The organism is Pseudoduganella sp. jia 9 (assembly GCF_055502615.1).
Map to the genome: position 1 here is coordinate 208378 of NZ_JBUPWE010000007.1, position 20528 is coordinate 228905.

Genomic DNA, 20528 nt, shown 5'->3' on the forward strand with positions numbered 1-20528 from the left:
TCCCGGGCCGGACGGCAGCCGCCGTCCGGCCGGTTCAACCCACGCCGACAAGGACGCCGATGCTCAAGAGAATCCACCACGCCGCCATCATCTGCTCCGACTATGCGCGCTCCAGGCATTTCTACACGGGGGTGCTGGGCTTGTCCGTCGTTGCCGAGAACTACCGCGAGGCGCGGCAATCCTTCAAGCTGGACCTGCGACTGCCGGACGGCTCCCAGGTCGAACTGTTTTCCTTCCCCCAGGCGCCCGAACGCCCTTCGTACCCGGAAGCGCGCGGCTTGCGCCACCTGGCCTTCGCGGTCGACGATGTCGAGGAATGCAAGGCGCATCTGGAACGGCAGGGCGTGGCCGTCGAGCCGGTCCGCATCGATGAATACACCGGCAAGCGCTTCACGTTCTTCGCCGACCCCGATGGCCTGCCGCTGGAGCTGTACGAAGACTGAGGACTGCCCGATGCGACAGCCCTCCGCCATGTAAAAAACCCCTTCCGTGCCAGGCCCGGAAGGGGTTTTTTTTGCATGTCCGGGCCGAGGCCCGGGAAGGGATTATTTCGCTGCCTGCTGCTGCACCGGGGCCGGGGCCGGCACGTCCAGCGTGACGGCCTTCAGGCCCAGCACGGCACTGCTTTGCTGGCGGATCTGGTTCGCATACGCCGCATCGGGATTGAGCTTGCGGCCATACGAGGGCACCATTTCCTTCAGCTTGGCCTGCCATTCCGGCGTCGCCAGCCGGGTCTTGAACGAGGACTTCTCGATCACCTTCAGCATGATCGGCGCGGCGGTCGAGGCGCCGGGCGAGGCGCCCAGCAGCGCGCTCATGGTGCCGTCCGCGGAACTGACCACTTCGGTACCGAACTGCAGCAGGCCGCCCTTCTCCGGATCGTCCTTGACGATCTGCACGCGCTGGCCGGCGTTGACCAGCGTCCAGTCTTCCAGTTTCGCTTCGGGCAGGTAGTCGCGCAGCGTGGCCAGGCGGTCTTCCGGCGATTGCATCACCTGCTCGACCAGGTACTTCGTCAGCGGGATGTTGTCATAGCCGGCCTGCATCATCGGCCTGACGTTGTCGCTGCCGACGGACGCCGGCAGGTCGATCCACGAACCGTTCTTCAGGAACTTCGTCGAGAACGTGGCGAACGGGCCGAACAACAGCGCCTGCTTGCCGTCGATGATGCGCGTATCCAGGTGCGGCACCGACATCGGCGGCGAACCCACGGATGCCTTGCCGTACACCTTCGCGTAGTGCTGCTTGATCAGTTCGGGATTGTTCGTGACCAGCCACTGGCCGCCGACCGGCACGCCGCCGAAGCCCTTTGCTTCGGGAATGCCGCTCTTTTCCAGCAGCGGCAGCGAGCCGCCGCCGGCGCCGATGAAGACGAACTTCGCGCGCACCGTCTTCACCGAATCGTCGGCCAGGTTCCTGACCGTCACGTTCCAGTTGCCGTCCGTGCCGCGCTTGATGTCTTCGACCTGGTGGCGCAGCGACAGCGTCATGCCGCCCTTCTCCGTCAGGTGCTTCACCATGCTGCGGGTGAGCGTGCCGTAGTTGACGTCGGTGCCGATTTCCATCCGCGTCGCCGCCACTTTCTGGTTCTTGTCGCGGCCGTTCATGACCAGCGGAATCCACTGGCGCAGCTGCTCCTGATCTTCGGTGTAGACCATGCCCTTGAACAGGTTTTCCTTTTGCAGGGCGGCGTAGCGCTTCTTCAGGAAGGCGATGTTTTCATCGCCCCACACGAACGACATGTGCGGCACGTTGTTGATGAAGGTGCGCGGATCGCCCAGGTAGCCCTTCTGCACCTGGTAGGCCCAGAACTGCTTGGACACTTCGAACTGCTCGTTGATGTTGACGGCCTTCTTCGTATCGATGCCGCCATCCGGCGTTTCCGGCGTGTAGTTCAGTTCGGCGAAACCGGAGTGGCCGGTGCCGGCGTTGTTCATCGCGTCGGAACTCTCGGCCGACACCGAATCGAGCCGCTCGAACATCTGCATGGTCATGCCGGGCTGCAGCTCGTGGAGCATGGTGCCCAGGGTGGCGCTCATGACGCCCGCGCCGACCAGTACCACGTCGACCGGTTGATCGGCCGAGGGAGGCGGCGATTTCGTGCAGGAGGAAAGGATAAAGCAAGACAACAGGACTACAAGCGACTTACGCATGATTGGTATTACCTGAACGATGGTGGCGATGCTGCATGTGCCGACATCTGGTTGCAAAAACTCCAATGGTTCCTTGCGAAATATTTCCGGCAGTCCCGGCGGGCCGGCCAAAAAAATTCCGGAAAGAGCGTGCGGCCACGAAGAACGGGCAGCACGACGCGCAGGGCATGCGGCATCGCGGAGCGGTGACCGAGGCAGGCAGCAGACGACGGCACGCCTGTCCGTCGTGCAGGCAGGCATGCGATCGCTCTGGCGTCCATTGAAAAGACGAGGCCCCGAAAAGGGTGACGAATCTTAGGATGCGAGGGCGTTTGTTACATATTCGGAAAACTACTTAGTGCAGTTGCCACCTACTCGCCGGCGCACGTCCGGAACCCGCAGAAGATATCGTCCCGCTCGGGCATGTAGAAATTACGGAACTTCGCGGCGCCGAAGCGCGACGGCGTGGCGAACGACGCGCCGCGCAGCACCTGGTGCGTGGCGAACCATGGCTCCGAATATTCGCGGTACCGGTCCGCGGTGAAGCCGGGGTAAGGCTCGAACGGCGAGGCCGTCCATTCCCACAACTGGCCCCAGCGAAACGCCGGATGGCCATGCAGCGCGGCGTATTCCCACTCCGCTTCCGTGGGCAGCCGCCGCCCGGCCCAGGCGCAGTAAGCCTGTGCTTCGTACAGGCTCACGTGCCGCACCGGTTCGTCCGGGTTCAGCGTGGCGGGGCGGCCGAACCGCACGGTGCGCCAGCCGCCGCCGTCGCGTTCCCAGTAGCGCGGCGCGGAGCGCTCCTGCCGCATCAGCCAGCCCGCGCCGCCGGTGCTCCAGAACTGCCGGTTGTCGTAGCCGCCATCGGCGATGAAGTCCATATACTGCGCATTGGTGACGAGCCCCGCATCCAGGTGGAAGGGCGCCACGTAGAGCGGGTGCGCGATCTTTTCATTGTCGAACACGAAGCCGGCGGTATCCGCCGCGCAGCCCAGCTGCAGGGTTCCCCCGGGGAAACGAAGGCTCCCACCGGCAGCCGGCGAAGGTTCGTCGTGTGCCAGGTGCGCCGGCGCCTGCAGGCCGAGCGTCTGCAGCGTGTAAAGGAACGCTTCGCCGTGCATGTCCTCGTGGGCCAGCGCCAGGCGGTACGGGTACAGCGCCTCGTCGGTATTGGCCTCGCGCGACAGCTTGTCGAGCACGCGGTCCAGCACTTCGTGGCAGTAGGTCTTCACGCCGCCGGCGGTGGGCAGGTCCAGCGTCCAGCGGCTGCGGTGCGGCACGTTGGCCGAGTCGAACCAGTCGTCGCCCTTGGTCAGCAGCGAGGCGAAGTGCGCATCGGCCGGGTGGCTCGACAGGGCCTCGCGCAGGATGAACCACTCGGCGAACCAGGCCGTATGACCCAGCTCCCACAACGGCGGATTGACGATGCGGATCTGCGGCACGTTGCGCGGCACGTCCATGCCGGCAGCGGCGAAGCAGTCGAACAGCGCGAGCGTATAATGCCGCGCATCCTGCATGGCCTCGGCCAGTTGCTGCGTGCGCGCGGTACGAAAAGAGGCGGTAATCGAATTCATTGAAGGATTGTAACCAATGGCAGCATCCGGCAAACCATCGATCTGTATCGTGAGTCCGGGCACGGCGCGCGACAACAACGGCAACTGGCACACGGCCGACCGCTGGGCGCGCTTCCTGCGCGACGATTACGACGTCGCCGTCCAGGAAACATGGTCGGAACGGTGGCCTGCGCCGGACCTGCTGATCGCCCTGCATGCGCGCCGCTCCGCGCCCTCGCTGGCCGATTTCAGGCTGCACCACGGTGACCGGCCGGCCGTGCTCGTGCTGACGGGCACCGACGTCTACCATGACATCCACCACGATGCCCAGGCCGAATGCGCGCTGCTGCTGGCCGATGCGCTGGTGGTGCTGCAGCCGGCGGCCCTGGATGAACTGCCCGCCGGCGTGCGGCCGGCGGCCCATGTGATCTACCAGTCCGCCGAAGCGCTGGCGCCGCTGCCAGGCATACCGGGCCGAAAAGACATCACGATGGTCGGGCACCTGCGTGCCGTGAAAGACCCGGCCACGTTCATGCGCGCTGCCGCACTGGTGACGGCGCCGGATGTTTTCATGCTGCAGATCGGCGCGGCACTCGACGCGGATCTCGAACGGCTGGCCGAACGGACGGGCGACGCCGTCGGCCATTACGCATGGCCGGGCGGCACGTCGCGCGAAGCTGCCCGCGACTGCATCCGCCGCAGCCACGCGCTGGCGATCTGCTCGACCATGGAAGGCGGCGCCAACGTCATCGTCGAGGCCATCACCAGCGGCGTACCGGTGCTTGCCAGCGACATCAGCGGCAACCGCGGCATGCTCGGCGACGACTATGCGGGCTTCTTCCCGGCCGGCGATGCCGCCGCCCTGGCCCGCCTGATCGACCGCAGCGTGCAGGACGATGCCTTCATGGCTGGCCTGCGCACCCAGTGCGCCGCCCGCGCGCCGCTGTTCGCCCCCGAGGCCGAGCGGGCAGCATTGCTGCGACTGGTGGATAATCTGCTCCATCCACACCCCGACACCCAATTGGCAAAACAACATGACAACTGAACCGATCAAACTCACTTCGTTCTCCCACGGCGGCGGCTGCGGCTGCAAGATCGCCCCCGGCGTACTGTCCGAGATCCTGAAGAATTCCAGTGGCTTCCCGGTGCCGAAGGAACTGCTGGTCGGCATCGAAACGGCCGACGACGCCGCCGTCTACCGGCTCAACGACGAACAGGCGCTGATCGCCACGACCGATTTCTTCATGCCCATCGTCGACGATCCGTTCGACTTCGGCCGCATCGCCGCCACCAACGCCATCTCCGACGTGTATGCGATGGGCGGCACGCCGATCATGGCGCTGGCGCTGGTGGGCATGCCGATCAACAAGCTGCCGATCGAAACGATCGGCCGGATCATCAAGGGCGGCGAATCGATCTGCGCCGAGGCGGGCATCCCGATCGCCGGCGGCCACACGATCGATTCGGTCGAGCCGATCTACGGCCTGGTGGTGCTGGGGCTGGTGCATCCGTCGAAGATCAAGCGCAATGCCGATGCCAGGGCCGGCGACGTGCTCGTGCTGGGCAAGCCGCTGGGCGTGGGCGTGCTGTCGGCCGCGCTGAAGAAGGACGTGCTGGGCGAGGAAGGGTATGCGGCGATGATCGCCAACACCACCAAGCTGAACAAGCCGGGCAAGGCGCTGTCCGAACTGCCGGGCGTGCACGCGCTGACCGACGTCACCGGCTTCGGCCTGCTGGGCCACCTGCTGGAACTGGCGCGCGGCGCGCAACTGACGGCAAAACTGACGATGTCGCAGATCCCCCTGCTGCCGGGTGTCGAGCAGCTGGCGCACGACGGCTACTTCACCGGCGCCTCCGGCCGCAACTGGGATGCCTACGGCAAGGACGTCACCCTGTCGCCGAACATCACGCCGGCCCAGCACACGCTGCTGACCGACCCGCAAACCTCGGGCGGGCTGCTGGTCTCGTGCGATCCGGCCGCCGTCGATGACGTACTGGCCATCTTCCGCGACAACGGCTTCGAAGCCGCCGCCGTCATCGGCGAAATGGCCGCCGGCGACGCCCGCGTGCAAGTCGCCGCCTGAGGTGCACTGGTGCCTGACACTTTTTCGGGCTACGGGCCGGAAAAACGTGTCAAGCACCGGTTTTGCCATACCACAGCACAAGACGAATTGTCTTGACAATAGCAAAGCCCTTCTCTTACATTGATGCCATGTTCACGCATCCGCAACTATCCGCTTTCCTGCTATCGCTTGCCGCGCTATCGCCGGCAACGCACCTGCTAGCACGCGCCTGATTCGTTTCACCCCTGTGCGCGCTGCACAATCGTCGTACCTCCAGCCGGCCAAAAGCCGCACCGCTTCACCAGTCAGGAAAGATGCACCGATGCCCGCCATCCATTGCCCCACCGTCGCACACATCGCACGCGCGCCGTCGCTGACGCTGGCGCTATCGCTAGCGACCGGTTGCCTGGTCTAGCGCCCCGTGGCCCATCAGGCAGCCCTCCGCCACATGCATGTGACCGATGTAACGCTACCGACAGCGGCCCGCCCGACAAAATTCGAGAACCCAGGAGTACACCATGATGTTGCAGAATCCCGCCGCGAAATACCGCGCCTTCCCGCCCGTTCAACTCGCCGACCGCACCTGGCCGAACAAGACCATCGCCACGCCGCCGATCTGGATGAGCACCGACCTGCGCGATGGTAACCAGGCGCTGATCGAGCCGATGAGCGTGGAGAAGAAGCTGCGCTTCTTCGACCTGCTGATCAAGACGGGCCTGAAGGAAATCGAAGTGGGCTTCCCTTCCGCATCGCAGACCGATTTCGACTTCGTGCGCAAGCTGATCGACGAGAACCGCATTCCGGACGACGTGACCATCATCGTGCTGACCCAGTCGCGCGAAGAACTGATCCGCCGTACCGTGGACGCCGCAGCCGGCGCGAAGAACGCCATCGTCCACCTGTACAACTCGGTGGCGCCGGTGTTCCGCAAGGTGGTATTCAACATGTCGCGCGAAGAGATCGTGAATATCGCCACCACCGGCACCACGCTGGTGAAGGAGTTGCTGGCCCAGCATCCGGAAACCAACTGGACCTTTGAATACACGCCGGAATCGTTCTCGACGACGGAACTGGACTTCTCCAAGCAGATCGTCGACGCGGTCACCGCGATCTGGCAGCCCACGCCGGAGAAGAAGATGATCGTCAACCTGCCCACCACGGTGGAATGCAGCATGCCGAACGTGTACGCCGACCAGATCGAATGGATGTGCCGTAACATCGAGCGCCGCGAGTCGGTCATCATCAGCGTGCACCCTCACAACGACCGCGGCACCGCCGTCGCCTCCGCCGAAATGGCCGTGCTGGCCGGCGCGGAGCGCGTCGAAGGCTGCCTGTTCGGCAATGGCGAACGCACCGGCAATGTCGACCTGGTCACGCTGGCGCTGAACCTGTACACCCAGGGTGTCCATCCGGGGCTGGACTTCTCGGACATCGATTCGGTCCGCAAGATCGTCGAGGAATGCAACCAGTTGCCGGTGCATCCGCGCCACCCCTACGTGGGCGACCTGGTGTTTACCGCGTTCTCCGGCTCGCACCAGGACGCGATCAAGAAAGGTTTCGCCAAGCAGCAGCCGGGCGCGGAGTGGGAAATCCCCTACCTGCCGATCGACCCGGCCGACCTGGGCCGCAGCTACGACGCCGTGATCCGCGTCAACAGCCAGTCCGGCAAGGGCGGCATGAGCTACCTGCTGGAACAGGACTACGGCCTGGTGCTGCCGCGCCGCCTGCAGATCGAATTCTCGCGCGCCGTGCAGGCCGTGGCCGACCAGACCGGCCTGGAAATCACCTCCGACGGCATCCACGAGATCTTCGAGCGCGAATACCTTGCGCAGACGTCGCCGTATGCCTACGTGTCGCACAAGATGGTCGAGGACAGCAGCGCCGACGAATCGGTGCAGATCGACATCGGCCTGCTGCACCGCGGCGCCACGCTGGCGCTGCAGGGCGGCGGCAACGGCCCGATCGACGCGTTCGTCGACGCGCTGGGCCTGGACATCAAGCTGATGGACTACCACGAGCACGCGATCGGCCACGGCGCCAACGCCAGGGCGGCCTGCTACGTCGAACTGCGCCTCGATAATGGCCCGACGCTGTTCGGCGCCGGCATCGACAGCAATATCGTGACGGCGTCGTTCAAGGCCGTGCTGTCGGCCGTGAACCGCCAGTTGCGGCAGAAGGAAGCGGCGCCGGCAACGGCGAGCGACGCCGCGGCCTGATCGGCCTGGCCTGTAAAAAAGCGCACCCCGGTGCGCTTTTTTTTCGCCTACCGCCTCACCGCGCCAGCCGTATCCCCGTAAACTGCCACCGCGCCCCCGCCGGGAAGAAATTCCGGTAGCTGGCCCGCGCATGCCCCGCCGGCGTGGCGCACGACGAGCCCCGCAGCACATACTGGTTCACCATGAACTTGCCGTTGTATTCGCCGATCGCCCCCGCGGCCGGCCTGAAGCCCGGGTACGGCGCATAGCTGCTGCTGGTCCACTGCCAGCAATGATCGAACATGTCGCCCAGGGCAGTGGACGATGCGCCAGCGCCCGGATGCGGCAAGGCAGGCGGCGTTCCCGGCAGCACGCCAGCCTTGCGCGCGGCATGCTCCCACTCCGCCTCGGTCGGCAGCCGCGCGCCGGCCCAGTGCGCATAGGCATCGGCCTCGAACAGCGAGACGTGCGCCAGCGGCCGCTCCAGGTCCAGCGGCTGCAAGCCCATCAAAGTGAATTCCTGCCAGGTACCGCCCTCGTCGCGGTGCCAGTACAGCGGCTTGTCCAGGCCCTGCGCGCAGACCCAGTCCCAGCCTTCGGCCAGCCACAGCCCCGCATCGCGATAGCCGCCCGCCTCGATGAACGCCAGGTATTCGCCGTTGGTCACCAGCCGCGATGCCAGCGCGAACGGTTCGACGAACTGGCGGTGGCGCGGCAACTCGTTGTCGAAGCAGAAGCCGTCGCCGTCGTAGCCAGCTTCCGTCACGCCGCCCTCGAACGGCAGCCAGGCCAGCGACGCAGCCGGCTCGGCGCGCGGCAACGCTTCGGCCAGGTATTCGGGATGCAGGCCGTTCTGCGCCAGCAGGTGCTTCACGTCGGTCAGCATCAGTTCCTGGTGCTGCTGTTCGTGCTGCAGGCCCAGGGTCAGCAGGCCGGCCAGGCGGGAACGCGCATCGGCATCGAGCCCGCTGCCGATCAGCGCGGCGATGCGGGCATCGACATCGGCCCGGTAGGCGCGCACCTGCGCCATCGGCGGGCGCGTCAGCAAGCCGCGCTGCGGACGCGGGTGTTTCTGGCCCACGCCGTTGTAATAGGAATTGAACAGCACGCGGAACGCCGGGTGGAACGGCTGGAAATCGCGCTCCATCGCTTCGAGGATGAACGTCTCGAAGAACCACGTGGTGTGCGCCAGGTGCCACTTGATCGGGCTGGCGTCCGGCATCGACTGGGCGCCGCAGTCCTCGTCGGACAGCGGCGCCGCCAGCGCCAGCGAATGTTCGCGCACGGCGCGGTAGCGGGCCGTCCACACGGCCGGGTCGATCAGTTGCATGGTGTTCTCCTGGCCGCTAGGCGGCCGACGCGCGCGCGTGCATCACGGCGAACCAGCCGGCATCGTCGGTCCACACCGCGTCCGCGCTGAAGCCGGCCTGCGCCAGCAGTTCGGCGAAGCTGTCCGGCGTGTACTTGTAGCTGTCTTCGGTATGGATGCGCTCGCCGCGGGCGAAACGGCGTTCGCCGCCGTGCCAGCGCACGGTCAGCGCGGTGCGCGCTTCCAGGTGCATCTCGATGCGGCTTTCCTCGGCATTGAAGAAGGCCACGTGGCGCCATTGGCGCACGTCGAAATCGGCGCCGGTCAGGTAGTTCACGTGGCGCAGCATGTTCAGGTTGAACGCGGCAGTCACGCCGATCGCGTCGTCGTACGCGGCATCGAGCACGGCGGCATCCTTGACCAGGTCGACGCCGATCAGCAGGCCGCCATCGGCGGACGCGTTCTCGCGCACCCGGCGCAGGAAGGCGATCGCTTCATGCGGCGCGAAGTTGCCGATCGACGAGCCCGGGTAGAAGAAGGTGCGGCGCGCCGCGCTCACGGCCGGCGGCAGCGCGAACGGGCCGGACAGGTCGAGTGCCAGCGCCGTCATCGCAATCGATGGAAAGCGTTGCTGAAGGCGGCCGACAGCCTCGTTCAGGAAATCCCGCGAAATATCGATCGGCACGTATTGTTGCGGCTGAAGCAAGGGAAACAGGCTGGCCGCCTTCGCGCAGTTGCCGGCACCCAGGTCGATCAGCGTGCCGCCGGTACCTACACGGCGCGCGATATCGGCGCCGTGCGCGGCAAAGATCGCCGCTTCAGTCCGTGTGGGATAATACTCGGGCAGTTCGCAAATGGCTTCGAACAGGCGCGATCCGAGACTGTCGTACAGGTACTTCGGTGAAGTGCGCGCCTGCGGGCACAGCAGCCCGGCGCCGATGTCGGCGATCGTGGCACGGTCGCCTTGCGGCCCGTCGGCAATGCCGGAGAAATCCGCTGGCAGATCGGACAGCAGGTTGACTGGGGTTGCGCGCAGCGCGGCGGCGGTTCTGTTCACTGGCATGGCACTTGTTCCTGTTCTTTTCGGTTGATCTTGTGACGTCAGGGCCGCGAAGGCAGTTTTGCTATGATACTCAATTACCCATGGCAGAGCGGCACGGCAGAGAGTCCACGAGCGAGCGCATTCAATAACAATTTTATTTCCTAATCATGAAACCTACCTTCAAACGTGCGCTCGGCGCACTCGCCCTCGGCACCCTGCTCTCCCTGTCCGCCCATGCCCAGCAAGTGCTGCGCGTGTCCGCCATTCCGGACGAGGCGCCGACTGAACTGCAGCGCAAGTTCAAGCCGCTGGGCGAGTACCTGTCGAAGAAAACCGGCCTGAAGGTCGAGTTCACGCCGGTGACCGACTACGCGGCATCGGTGGAAGGCCTGGTCAACAACAAGCTCGACATGGTCTGGTTCGGCGGCTTCACGTTCGTGCAGGCGAAGGACCGCAGCCGTGGCCAGGTGGTGCCGCTGGTGCAGCGCGTGGAAGACGAAAAATTCCGCTCCGTGTTCATCACCACGTCGCCGGCCATCACCAAACTGGCCGACCTGAAGGGCAAGACGCTGTCGTTCGGTTCCGAATCGTCGACTTCCGGCCACCTGATGCCCCGTTCGTTCCTGCTGGCCGCGCAGGTCGACCCGGACAGCGACCTGAAGCGCATCGCCTTCTCCGGCGCGCATGACGCCACCGTGGCCGCGGTCGCCGGCGGCAAGGTCGATGCGGGCGCGCTGAACATCTCGGTATGGGAAAAGCTGGTAGGCGAGAAGAAGGTCGACCCGTCGAAGGTGCGCGTGTTCTACACCACGCCCGCCTACTACGACTACAACTGGACGGTGCGTGCCGACATGCCGGCCGACCTGAAGAAGAAGATCACGGACGCCTTCCTGGCCCTGGATCCCGCCACGCCGGAAGGCAAGGAAATCCTCGCACTGCAGCGTGCCACGAAATTCATTCCCACCAAGGCGGAAAACTACGTGGCCATCGAAGCGGCCGCCAAGAACGCCGGCCTGCTGAAGAAGTAAATGGCGGCATCCGATCGCGCCAATGTGCCTGCCGATACCCCGGTGTACCGGCTTGACGGCCTGTCCGCCCGCCATGCGGGCGGCACGCGGGCGTATGCGCTGCAGGACATCACGCTGTCGGTACGGTCCGGCGAGCAGCTGGCGCTGATCGGCCCTTCCGGCGCCGGCAAGACCACGCTGCTGGCCACGCTGTCGGTCGGCCATGCGCCGGACGGCGGCACGTTCGAAGCGTTCGGCCTCGATCCGTGGCGCCTGTCCGACCGCGAGCGGCACCAGCTGCGCGCGCGCCTGTTCCTGGCGCCGCAAACGCCGCCGCTGCCGCCGCGCCAGCGTGTCGTCACGGCCGTCCTCGCCGCCCGGCTGCCGCAGTGGAGCCTGTGGCAGGCACTGGTGTCGCTGGTCAGGCCGGCCGATCCGGAAGCCGCCTGGCGCGCCCTGTCCCGCTTCAACCTGGGCGACAAGCTGTATGCGCGCGTCGACCGGCTGTCCGGCGGCGAACGCCAGCGCTGCGGCCTGGCGCGGCTGCTGCTGTCGTCGGCGCAGGCCTTGCTGGTGGACGAACCGCTGTCGGCGCTCGATCCGGCCCTGTCGCAACTGACGCTGGCGACGCTGCAGCAGGAAGCGGCGGCGCGCAATGCCGCCCTGGTGTGCAGCCTGCACCAGGTGGAACTGGCACTGGCCCATTTCCCCCGCATCGTGGCGCTGAAGGAAGGCCGCATCGTGTTCGACCTGCCGCGCGAACAGGTCACGCAGGCGATGATCGACGAGCTGTACCTGAACGAACAGCCGCCGGCGAACACGCCGCACCCGGACAGCCTGCCGGAAAAGCTGGCCGTCGGCGCCTGCCTGTAGCCAGGCCCAGTCAAGTCAACCGAATCAATGCAGAGTATCCCCGCCGCACCCTATTCCGGCCGCCATCCCGATCCCGCCTGGCACGGCCGCGTCACGTACACGGTCGTGGCGCTGCTGGTGCTCTGGCCGATGCTGGTGGCCAGCGAGTTCAAGCCGGCCATCCTGTTCGATGGCGACAGCCTGTCCGCCACGCTGCGCTTCCTGGCCGACTTCCTGCCGCCGGCGCATTCTCCGGAATTCCTGCAGTTGCTGCTGCGCGAAACCTGGCAGACGGTGGCCATCGCCACGGCCGGCCTCGCGCTGGCGCTGCTGGGCGCCATTCCGGCCACGCTGGTGATTACCGAGCGCCTGTCGATTTCGCGGCTCGGCACCGGCCGCATGGCGCTGGCGCCGCGCGCCGTGCGGCAGGCCGTGCGCTGGCTGCTGGTGCTGCTGCGCAGCGTGCCGGAACTGGTGTGGGCGCTGCTGTTCGTGCGCATCATCGGCCTCGGCCCCACCGCCGGCGTGCTGGCCATCGCCCTCACCTATAGCGGCATGCTCGGCAAGGTGTATGCCGAAATCCTCGAATCGTCGGAACGCCATGCCAGCGACACGCTGCTGGCCAACGGCGCCTCGCGCCTCGGCGCGCTGCTGTACGGCGCGCTGCCCGAAGCGGCTTCCGAACTGGTCTCCTATACGGTATACCGCTGGGAATGCGCGATCCGCGGGTCCGTCGTGATGGGCTTTGTCGGGGCCGGCGGCCTGGGCCAGCGCATGGATGAATCGATGAAAATGCTGGCCGGCGGCGAAGTGTCGGCGATGCTGCTGGTCTTCGTGCTGCTGGTGGCCTGCGCCGACCTGGTGTCGAAACAGTTGAGGAAGCGCCTCGGATGAACGCGCCACGCATGCCTTCTCCACCGCCACGCCGCTGGTCCGGCGCCGTCATGGCGCTGCTGCTGGCCGTGCTGGTGGTGGCCAGCTTCGCCAGCCTGCCGCTGCATTTCGCGGACTTCTTCACGGCCGACGCGGTGACCAGCGTGGCCGAGTTCATCGGCGGTTTCGCGCCGCCGGAAATGGGCGCCGGCTTCCTGCGCAAGACGGCGGTCGCCACGGCCGAAACGCTGGCCATGTCGGCGGTCGGCACGCTGCTGGCCGTGGTGGCCGGCGTACTGCTGGCGATCCCGGCCGCCGGGCGCTTCGGCCGGCCGCTGCGCGGCGCCGTGCGCGCGGTGCTCAACGTGCTGCGCTCGATCCCGGAACTGGTGTGGGCCTCGGTGCTGCTGATCGCCGCGGGCCTGGGGCCGTTCCCCGGCACGCTGGCGCTGGGCGCGCACACGGCCGGCGTGCTGGGCCGGCTGTTTGCCGACGCGCTGGAAAACGCCACGCCGCTGCCCGAGCAAAGCCTGCGCACCAACGGCGCCACGCCGATGGCGGCGTTTTTCTATGCCACGCTGCCGCAGACGCTGCCGCAGATGCTGTCGTATACGCTGTACCGCTGGGAAAACAATATCCGCGCCGCCGCCATCCTCGGCGTGGTCGGCGCCGGCGGCCTGGGCCAGATGCTGAAGTATCACCTGTCGCTGTTCCAGATGCAGAAGGCCGCCACGGTCATCCTGGCGATGCTGCTGCTGGTGGCGCTGGTCGATGGCGCCAGCTTCTGGCTGCGCCGCATGCTGACCAGGTAAGCATTTACCTGGCCGGCACTTATTCATAAACCATCGACTCCAGGGAAAACGATGCTGGAACTGCGCGACCTGAGCAAATCGTATGCCGGCAACCGCCCGGTGCTGTCCAAACTGTCGTACCGTTTCCAGGCCGGCGAATTCGTGGCGATCATGGGCGATTCCGGCGTCGGCAAATCAACGCTGCTGAACCTGATCGCCGGCCTGGACCATCCCGACCCCGGCGCCGAGGCGCCGATCCTCGTCGACGGCATTGCCATGGCCTCGCTCGACGACGATGCCGCCACCCGCCTGCGCCGCCAGCGCATGGGCTTCATCTTCCAGGCATTCCATGTGCTGCCCCACCTGACCCTGCTGCAGAACGTGGCGCTGCCGCTGTTACTCAACGGCATGCCGCAAGCACGTGCCGCCGAGATGCTGGCCGCCGTCGGGCTGGCGGGCCGCGAGCACGGCTATCCGCATGAACTGTCCGGCGGCGAGATGCAGCGGGTCGCGATTGCCCGCGCACTGGTGCACCGCCCCGCGCTGGTGCTGGCGGACGAGCCTACCGGCAATCTCGACCCGGAAACCGCTCATGCCGTGCTGGCCGTGCTGCGCACCGAAATCCGCGCCAGCGGCGCCTGCACGATCATGGTCACCCATTCCGAGGCAGCCGCGGCCATGGCCGATCGTACGCTCATCCTTACACGCGCCGGATTGCATGATGCTACTGGTGTCAAGCCGTTTGGTCATTAACACGTCATATTTTTTGTATAAGAGCGCGCTTTTTTTTACAGCCGTAGTATTATTTAGATAACTTGCTTGGTTATCAATATATTTATAAGTCCAACAAGCCGCGACGCCTTTTCACGCAATTTCTTACCAAGGGAGGAGCAAATGAGCGTAAGGCAAAAGAAAATGGAGCTCATCGAAGCAATGAACCGGGCACGGGCACTGGAGCCTTCCAGTTTCGTGCCGAACAAGCTACTCGATACGCTGATCGAACGGATGAACCTGAAGAACGATGCGGAACTATGCCGGGTCCTCGAGGTACAGCCGCCGATCATCAGCAAGATCCGCCACCGCAAGCTGGCCGTTGGTGCAACGATCCTGCTGCGCATGCATGAAAAATCCGAACTGAGCATCCGCGAACTCAAAGAACTGACCAATGCGTCCGTGCACTGACGGTGCAATGCCTGGCGCCGGCATCGCATCCCCGGCGCCCTTCTTTCTCTTCCGCGGCAAAGCAGTCATCGTCAAGCCGCCAGCACTCTCCCCGCAATAAAACCTGCCGCGGTACACGGCTCCCGTTTTTATCCAGCCTGATTTTCTTCCTTTAGGAAGAAGCCGCCCTCCCCTGCCCGCCCTACACTGGTGCACGGCATGCCTGCCGTTTCCGGAGGGTAAAGCGATGTCCGAACCGTTCCGCCGGCCTTTGCGCCGTTCGCTGTCCGCGGCCGCTGCACTGGTCGCTCCCCTGTTCCTGCTCATCGGTTGTGACCGCGCCGGCGGCCAGGCTGCCGCCGCCGCACCGCCACCCACCCCCGTTTCCGCCGCCACGGTCATCGAACAGGACATCGTCGAGACGCAGGAATTCTCCGGCCGGCTGGAAGCGGTGGAGCGCGTGGAGATCCGCCCACGTGTGCCGGGCTACATCACCGCCGTGCAATTCACGCCGGGCGCGCTGGTGAAGAAGGGGCAGGCGCTGTTTACGATCGATCCGCGCCCCTACCAGGCCGAACTCGAACGGGCCGAGGCCAATGTCCATTCGGCCAGGGCACGTGCCGGCCTGGCCAAGGTGGAACTGGAACGGGCCGGACTGCTGCTGGCCGACCGCGCCATCGCCAGCCGCGAGTTCGACGAACGGGCCGCCGCGCAGAAGGAACTCGATGCGGCCGCCCGATCGGCCCAGGCCGAAGCGGCAACGGCGCGCCTGAACCTCGGCTATACGCGCGTGACGTCGCCGATCGACGGCCGCGCCAGCAAGGCTGAAATCACGGTCGGCAACCTGGTCGACCAGAATGCCGTCCTCACGTCCGTGGTGTCGACGCAGCGCATCTACGCCAGCTTCGACGGCGACGAGGATACCTACCTGCGCGTGCGATCCCGGCGCGGCACCGCGCCGCAGGCCCCGGTCGTGGTGCGCATCGGCCTGGCCAACGAAGCGGGCTTCCCGCACGCGGGCAGGCTCGAGTTCGTCGACAACCGCCTCGACCCTGCCACCGGCAGCGTGCGCATGCGCGCGACGTTCGCCAACGAGGACGGCACGCTGGTGCCGGGCCTGTTTGCCCGCGTGCAGATCGCGGCGGGCAAGCACGGCGAAGGCAACGGGGGCGCCGCACGCGCCCTGCTGATCCACGACCGCGCCGTGAGTACCGACCAGGACCGCAAGTTCGTCTATGTCGTCAAGAATGGCAAGGCCGAGTACCGGCCGGTGGTGCTGGGCCCGGTTGCGGATGGCTTGCGGGTGGTCCGCAAGGGCCTTGCGCCGGGCGAGCAGATCGTCGTCGGCGGGCTGCAGCGGGTGCGCCCCGGTGCGCCGCTGCAGCCCAGGCTGGTGCCGATGAATGCCGATCCGGATGCGCCGGCCCGGGCCGGCAGCGAAGCGGCAACGCAGCCGAAGGCGGGTTGACGATGAACTTCCCCCGCTTCTTCGTCGACAAGCCGATCTTCGCGGCCGTGCTGTCGATCCTGATCTTCGTGGCCGGCCTGATGTCGATCGCCGCGCTGCCGGTGTCCGAATACCCGGAAGTGGTGCCGCCCTCGGTGGTGGTGCGTGCCCAGTACCCCGGCGCCAACCCGAAGGTGATCGCCGAAACGGTGGCCGCGCCGCTGGAAGAACAGATCAACGGCGTCGAGCACATGCTGTACATGGATTCCAAGGCCACCTCCGACGGCGCGCTGGCGCTGACCGTCACGTTCAAGGTGGGCACCAACGTCGAGCAGGCCGAAACGCAGGTGCAGAACCGTGTGCAGCGCGCGCTGCCCCGGCTGCCCGAGGAGGTACGGCAGATCGGCGTGACGACGGCCAAGTCGTCGCCGAACCTGACGATGGTGGCGCACCTGGTATCGCCGAAGGGCCGCTACGACGACGTCTACCTGCGCAACTACGCGGTGCTGAACGTGAAGGACCAGCTGGCGCGCATTCCCGGCATGGGCGAAGTGATCCTGTTCGGCGCCGGCGACTACGCGATGCGCGTCTGGATCGACCCGCAGAAGCTGGCCGCGCGGGGCATGACGGCATCCGACGTGACCGATGCGATCCGCGAGCAGAACGTGCAGGTGGCGGCCGGCGTCATCGGCGCCTCGCCCACCAAGGGCTCGCAGTTCCAGCTCACCGTCAACACCACCGGACGCCTGAAGACGGTCGAGGATTTCGGCGCCATCATCGTGCGCACCAATGCCGATGGCGCCGTCACGCTGCTGCGCGACGTGGCCCGCGTCGAGCTGGGCTCGAACTCGTATTCGCTGCGCTCGCTGCTGAACAACAAGTCGGCGGCCGCGATCGGCATCTTCGAGGCGCCAGGCGCCAATGCGCTGCAATTGTCCGACGACGTGCGCGCCACGCTGAAACGGCTGGAAGCGGACTTCCCCGAAGACGTGGAATGGCAGGTCGTCTACGATCCCACGCAGTTCGTGCGCGAGTCGATCCGCGCCGTCATCCACACGCTGCTCGAGGCGGTGGCGCTGGTGGTGCTGGTGGTGATCGTGTTCCTGCAGACCTGGCGCGCATCGATCATTCCGCTGCTGGCGGTGCCCGTATCGATCGTCGGCACTTTCGCCGTGATGCTGATGTTCGGCTTTTCGATCAATACGCTGTCGCTGTTCGGCCTGGTGCTGGCGATCGGCATCGTGGTCGACGATGCCATCGTCGTGGTGGAAAACGTCGAGCGCAACATCGCCGCCGGGCTGACGCCGCATGACGCAACGATCCAGGCGATGAAGGAAGTCTCGGGCCCGATCGTGGCGATCGCGCTGGTGCTGTGCGCCGTGTTCGTGCCGATCGCGTTCGTGGCAGGGCTGACGGGCCAGTTCTACCGCCAGTTCGCGCTGACCATCGCGATCTCCACCGTGATCTCGGCACTGTGCTCGCTGACGCTGGCGCCGGCGCTGTCGGCCGCCCTGCTGCGCGCGCACGATGCGCCGAAGGACCGCCTGACGCGCGCCATGGACCGGGTGCTGGGCCCGTTCTTCGGCTGGTTCAACCGCTTCTTCGGCCGCGCCTCCGAATCGTACGGCCGCGGCGTGCAGGGCGTGATGGCGCGCAAGAGCCTCGGCATCGGCGTCTACCTGGTACTGACGGTGGCGGCGGTGTTCGTGTTCCGCGCGGTGCCGTCCGGCTTCGTGCCGCAGCAGGATAAACAGTACCTGGTCGGCTTCGCGCAACTGCCCGACGCGGCCGCGCTGGACCGCACCGATGCCGTGATCCGCCGCATGTCGACCATCGCCAAGGATGTGCCTGGGGTGATGGACGCGGTGGCCTTCCCCGGCCTGTCGATCAACGGTTTCATCAACGCGCCGAACACGGGTATCGTGTTCATCGGCCTGAAACCGTTCGGCGAAAGGACGTCGGGCAATCTCTCCGGGGACGCCATCGCGGCGGAGGTCAACAAGCGGCTGGGCGCGATCGAGGATGCGTTCATCATGGTATTCCCGCCGCCGCCCGTGAACGGCCTGGGCTCGATCGGCGGCTTCAAGATGATGGTCGAGGACCGGGGCAATCTCGGCTACGACGCGCTGTACGGCGCGGTGCAGGCGCTGCAGGCCAAGGCCTGGCAGACGCCGCAGCTGGCCGGGGTGTTCTCCAGCTACCAGATCAACGTGCCGCAACTGTTCGCCGACGTCGACCGCACCCGCGCCAAGCAGCTCGGCGTGCCGCTGCAGTCCGTGTACCAGGCCTTGCAGATCAATCTCGGCTCGCTGTACGTGAACGACTTCAACCAGTTCGGCAGGACCTACCAGGTGGTGGTGCAGGCCGATGCGCCGTTCCGTTCGCAGCGCGAGCAGATCGCCCAGCTGAAGGTGCGCAACGACAAGGGAGAGATGATTCCGCTGTCGTCGCTGATGCGCATCAGCGACACCTACGGGCCGGACATGGTCAACCGCTACAACGCCTACCTGGCCGCCGACATCAGCGGCGGTCCCGCGCCCGGCGTATCGTCCGGCCAGGCCCAGGAAGCCATGACGGCGCTGGCCCGCGACACGCTGCCCAAGGGCATCACCTATGAATGGACCGAACTGACGTACCAGGAAATCCTGTCCGGCAACACGATGGTGTACGTGTTCCCCCTGTGCGTGCTGCTGGTGTTTCTCGTGCTGGCCGCGCAGTATGAAAGCTGGACCCTGCCGCTGGCCGTGATCCTGATCGTGCCCATGTCGATCCTGTGCGCGCTGGCCGGCGTGAAGCTGACCGGCGGCGACAACAACGTGTTCACGCAGATCGCCCTGTTCGTGCTGGTGGGGCTGGCGTCGAAGAATGCGATCCTGATCGTGGAGTTCGCCCGCGAGCTGGAAGACCATGGCCGCAGCGTGGTGCAGGCCGCGCTGGAAGCCTGCCGGCTGCGGCTGCGGCCGATCCTGATGACGTCGATCGCCTTCATCATGGGCGTGCTGCCGCTGGTGTTTTCCAGCGGCGCCGGCGCCGAGATGCGGCATGCGATGGGCGTGGCCGTGTTCGCCGGCATGCTGGGCGTGACCTTCTTCGGACTGTTCCTCACGCCGCTGTTCTACGTGCTGCTGCGCGGGCTGGCGCTGCGCATCTCAGGCGTGCCGCACAAGCGGCACCATGCGGATACAGGGCTGGGCGCCGCCGGGGAGTGAATCACGCGGCGATCGCCATCTCCACCGTTCCGTCAACGCCATAGTGCCTGGCATACCGCGAGTCGAGGTTTGCCAGCGGCATCAGCAGGAACAGGTCGGCGCTGTCGAAATCGGGGTCCCAGGCCGGCTCGCCGCAGATCCATGCGCCCGAGCGCATGTAGCCCTTCAGCAGCGGCGGCACGCTGGCCGTGGCGGCCGGTGCGATCTTCGCGTGCGGGAACGGCAGGTGCGGCGTGACGCGGTACTCGGCCGGGCCCATGCGCGTTTCGCGCAACTGCTGGAACACCGCGACGGCATTATGGCCGCCGTCCGCCACGCTGATGCTGGCGCAGCCGGCCAGGTAATCACAGCCCTGCCGGTCCATGTACTCCGCCAGCGCGGCCCACAGCAGCATGATGACGCTGCCGCCGCGATAGTCCGGGTGGATGCAGGCGCGTCCGGCTTCGATGATGCGGCCGCGCAGGGGGTTCAGGCGGCCCATGTCGAACTCGCCTTCGGAATAAAAACGGCCGAGCCGGCGCGCGCCGGCAGGCGCCAGGACGCGGTAGGTCCCCACTACCTCCAGCGTAACGGCGTCGCGCACCAGCAGGTGGTCGCAGTGTTCGTCGAACTCGTCGCAATCGAGGGCGTCCGGCCGCGCCAGCGCCGTCAGGCCCATGCCTTCGATGAAGACGCGGTAGCGCAGGCGCTGCGCTTCGCGCAACTCCTCGGCGTTGGTGGCAATGCTCGTTACGAGACGGGGGCGCGGCGCGCGGGCGCTGCTGGCGATGGTCGTCTGCTGCATGCTTCGTCCTCTCGGTGAAGTGGAGACGAAGCACAGCGTAGCGAGGGATTACTTCAGGAACATGACAGCGGCGTGTCGGTTCGGTGACCGTGGCGCCGGCGCATCAGCTT

Annotated in this window: 17 protein-coding genes; 12 read left to right on the plus strand and 5 right to left on the minus strand. The window is 66.3% G+C overall.

The features are described 5' to 3' along the window. The first annotated feature begins 59 nt into the window (after nucleotides 1-59). Nucleotides 60-443, plus strand: a complete 384-nt coding sequence (gene gloA2, locus ACY34H_RS10625) for an SMU1112c/YaeR family gloxylase I-like metalloprotein (RefSeq protein ID WP_464977460.1) — start codon at nucleotides 60-62, stop codon at nucleotides 441-443. A 102-nt stretch (nucleotides 444-545) separates the two neighbouring features. On the opposite strand, the gene mqo is transcribed toward gloA2, so the two are convergent. After that, nucleotides 546-2153 carry a malate dehydrogenase (quinone) gene (mqo, locus tag ACY34H_RS10630; RefSeq protein ID WP_464977461.1) on the minus strand — a complete coding sequence of 536 codons (1608 nt, stop codon included), beginning with the start codon at nucleotides 2151-2153 and terminating at the stop codon, nucleotides 546-548. 350 nt (nucleotides 2154-2503) lie between these two features. Continuing rightward, complete coding sequence (senA, locus tag ACY34H_RS10635; RefSeq protein ID WP_464977462.1) at nucleotides 2504-3706, minus strand: selenoneine synthase SenA; 1203 nt, start codon at nucleotides 3704-3706, stop codon at nucleotides 2504-2506. Between the two features lie 16 nt (nucleotides 3707-3722). Here senA and senB point away from each other — a divergent pair, with 16 nt between their 5' ends. The 3 genes from senB (at nucleotide 3723) to leuA (ending at nucleotide 7964) form a co-directional block, all read left to right on the plus strand. Continuing rightward, a complete protein-coding gene (gene senB, locus ACY34H_RS10640; protein ID WP_464977463.1) occupies nucleotides 3723-4730 on the plus strand; it encodes a selenoneine biosynthesis selenosugar synthase SenB in 1008 nt (335 codons plus the stop codon). Continuing rightward, nucleotides 4720-5769: a selenide, water dikinase SelD gene (selD, locus tag ACY34H_RS10645; protein ID WP_464977464.1), complete on the plus strand. Its 1050-nt coding sequence runs from the start codon at nucleotides 4720-4722 to the stop codon at nucleotides 5767-5769. Before senB ends, selD begins: the two co-directional genes overlap by 11 nt. A 497-nt stretch (nucleotides 5770-6266) precedes the next feature. Beyond that, a complete protein-coding gene (leuA, locus tag ACY34H_RS10650) occupies nucleotides 6267-7964 on the plus strand; it encodes a 2-isopropylmalate synthase (protein ID WP_464977465.1) in 1698 nt (565 codons plus the stop codon). Between the two features lie 55 nt (nucleotides 7965-8019). On the opposite strand, the gene egtB is transcribed toward leuA, so the two are convergent. Together egtB and egtD are read right to left on the minus strand one after the other, a co-directional pair. Then, the gene (gene egtB / locus ACY34H_RS10655) at nucleotides 8020-9273 is read right to left on the minus strand and encodes an ergothioneine biosynthesis protein EgtB (RefSeq protein WP_464977466.1); all 1254 of its coding nucleotides are present in this window, start codon (nucleotides 9271-9273) and stop codon (nucleotides 8020-8022) included. Between the two features lie 16 nt (nucleotides 9274-9289). Continuing rightward, nucleotides 9290-10315, minus strand: a complete 1026-nt coding sequence (gene egtD, locus ACY34H_RS10660; protein WP_464977467.1) for an L-histidine N(alpha)-methyltransferase — start codon at nucleotides 10313-10315, stop codon at nucleotides 9290-9292. Nucleotides 10316-10461: 146 nt separating this feature from the next. Between egtD and ACY34H_RS10665 the strand changes: the two genes are divergently transcribed. The 8 genes from ACY34H_RS10665 to ACY34H_RS10700 all read left to right on the plus strand — a co-directional run bounded on the left by ACY34H_RS10665 (nucleotide 10462) and on the right by ACY34H_RS10700 (nucleotide 19634). Further along, the gene (locus ACY34H_RS10665) at nucleotides 10462-11322 is read left to right on the plus strand and encodes a putative selenate ABC transporter substrate-binding protein (protein ID WP_464977468.1); all 861 of its coding nucleotides are present in this window, start codon (nucleotides 10462-10464) and stop codon (nucleotides 11320-11322) included. After that, entirely contained in the window at nucleotides 11323-12174 is an 852-nt protein-coding gene (locus ACY34H_RS10670; protein ID WP_464977469.1) for a phosphonate ABC transporter ATP-binding protein, read from the plus strand. Nucleotides 12175-12201: 27 nt separating this feature from the next. After that, nucleotides 12202-13047 carry a PhnE/PtxC family ABC transporter permease gene (locus ACY34H_RS10675; protein ID WP_464977470.1) on the plus strand — a complete coding sequence of 282 codons (846 nt, stop codon included), beginning with the start codon at nucleotides 12202-12204 and terminating at the stop codon, nucleotides 13045-13047. Next, on the plus strand, nucleotides 13044-13838 hold the full coding sequence (gene phnE / locus ACY34H_RS10680) for a phosphonate ABC transporter, permease protein PhnE (RefSeq protein WP_464977471.1): 795 nt from the start codon (nucleotides 13044-13046) through the stop codon (nucleotides 13836-13838). Before ACY34H_RS10675 ends, phnE begins: the two co-directional genes overlap by 4 nt. A 51-nt stretch (nucleotides 13839-13889) precedes the next feature. After that, a complete protein-coding gene (locus ACY34H_RS10685; protein ID WP_464977472.1) occupies nucleotides 13890-14570 on the plus strand; it encodes an ABC transporter ATP-binding protein in 681 nt (226 codons plus the stop codon). A 141-nt stretch (nucleotides 14571-14711) separates the two neighbouring features. Beyond that, nucleotides 14712-14999 carry a hypothetical protein gene (locus ACY34H_RS10690; protein ID WP_131146637.1) on the plus strand — a complete coding sequence of 96 codons (288 nt, stop codon included), beginning with the start codon at nucleotides 14712-14714 and terminating at the stop codon, nucleotides 14997-14999. Between the two features lie 226 nt (nucleotides 15000-15225). Further along, on the plus strand, nucleotides 15226-16446 hold the full coding sequence (locus tag ACY34H_RS10695) for an efflux RND transporter periplasmic adaptor subunit (RefSeq protein WP_464977473.1): 1221 nt from the start codon (nucleotides 15226-15228) through the stop codon (nucleotides 16444-16446). Between the two features lie 2 nt (nucleotides 16447-16448). Next, on the plus strand, nucleotides 16449-19634 hold the full coding sequence (locus tag ACY34H_RS10700) for an efflux RND transporter permease subunit (RefSeq protein ID WP_464977474.1): 3186 nt from the start codon (nucleotides 16449-16451) through the stop codon (nucleotides 19632-19634). 1 nt (nucleotide 19635) lies between these two features. Here the strand turns inward: ACY34H_RS10700 and ACY34H_RS10705 are convergent, their stop codons facing one another. Beyond that, nucleotides 19636-20418, minus strand: a complete 783-nt coding sequence (locus tag ACY34H_RS10705) for a GNAT family N-acetyltransferase (protein ID WP_464977475.1) — start codon at nucleotides 20416-20418, stop codon at nucleotides 19636-19638. Nucleotides 20419-20528: the final 110 nt, after the last annotated feature.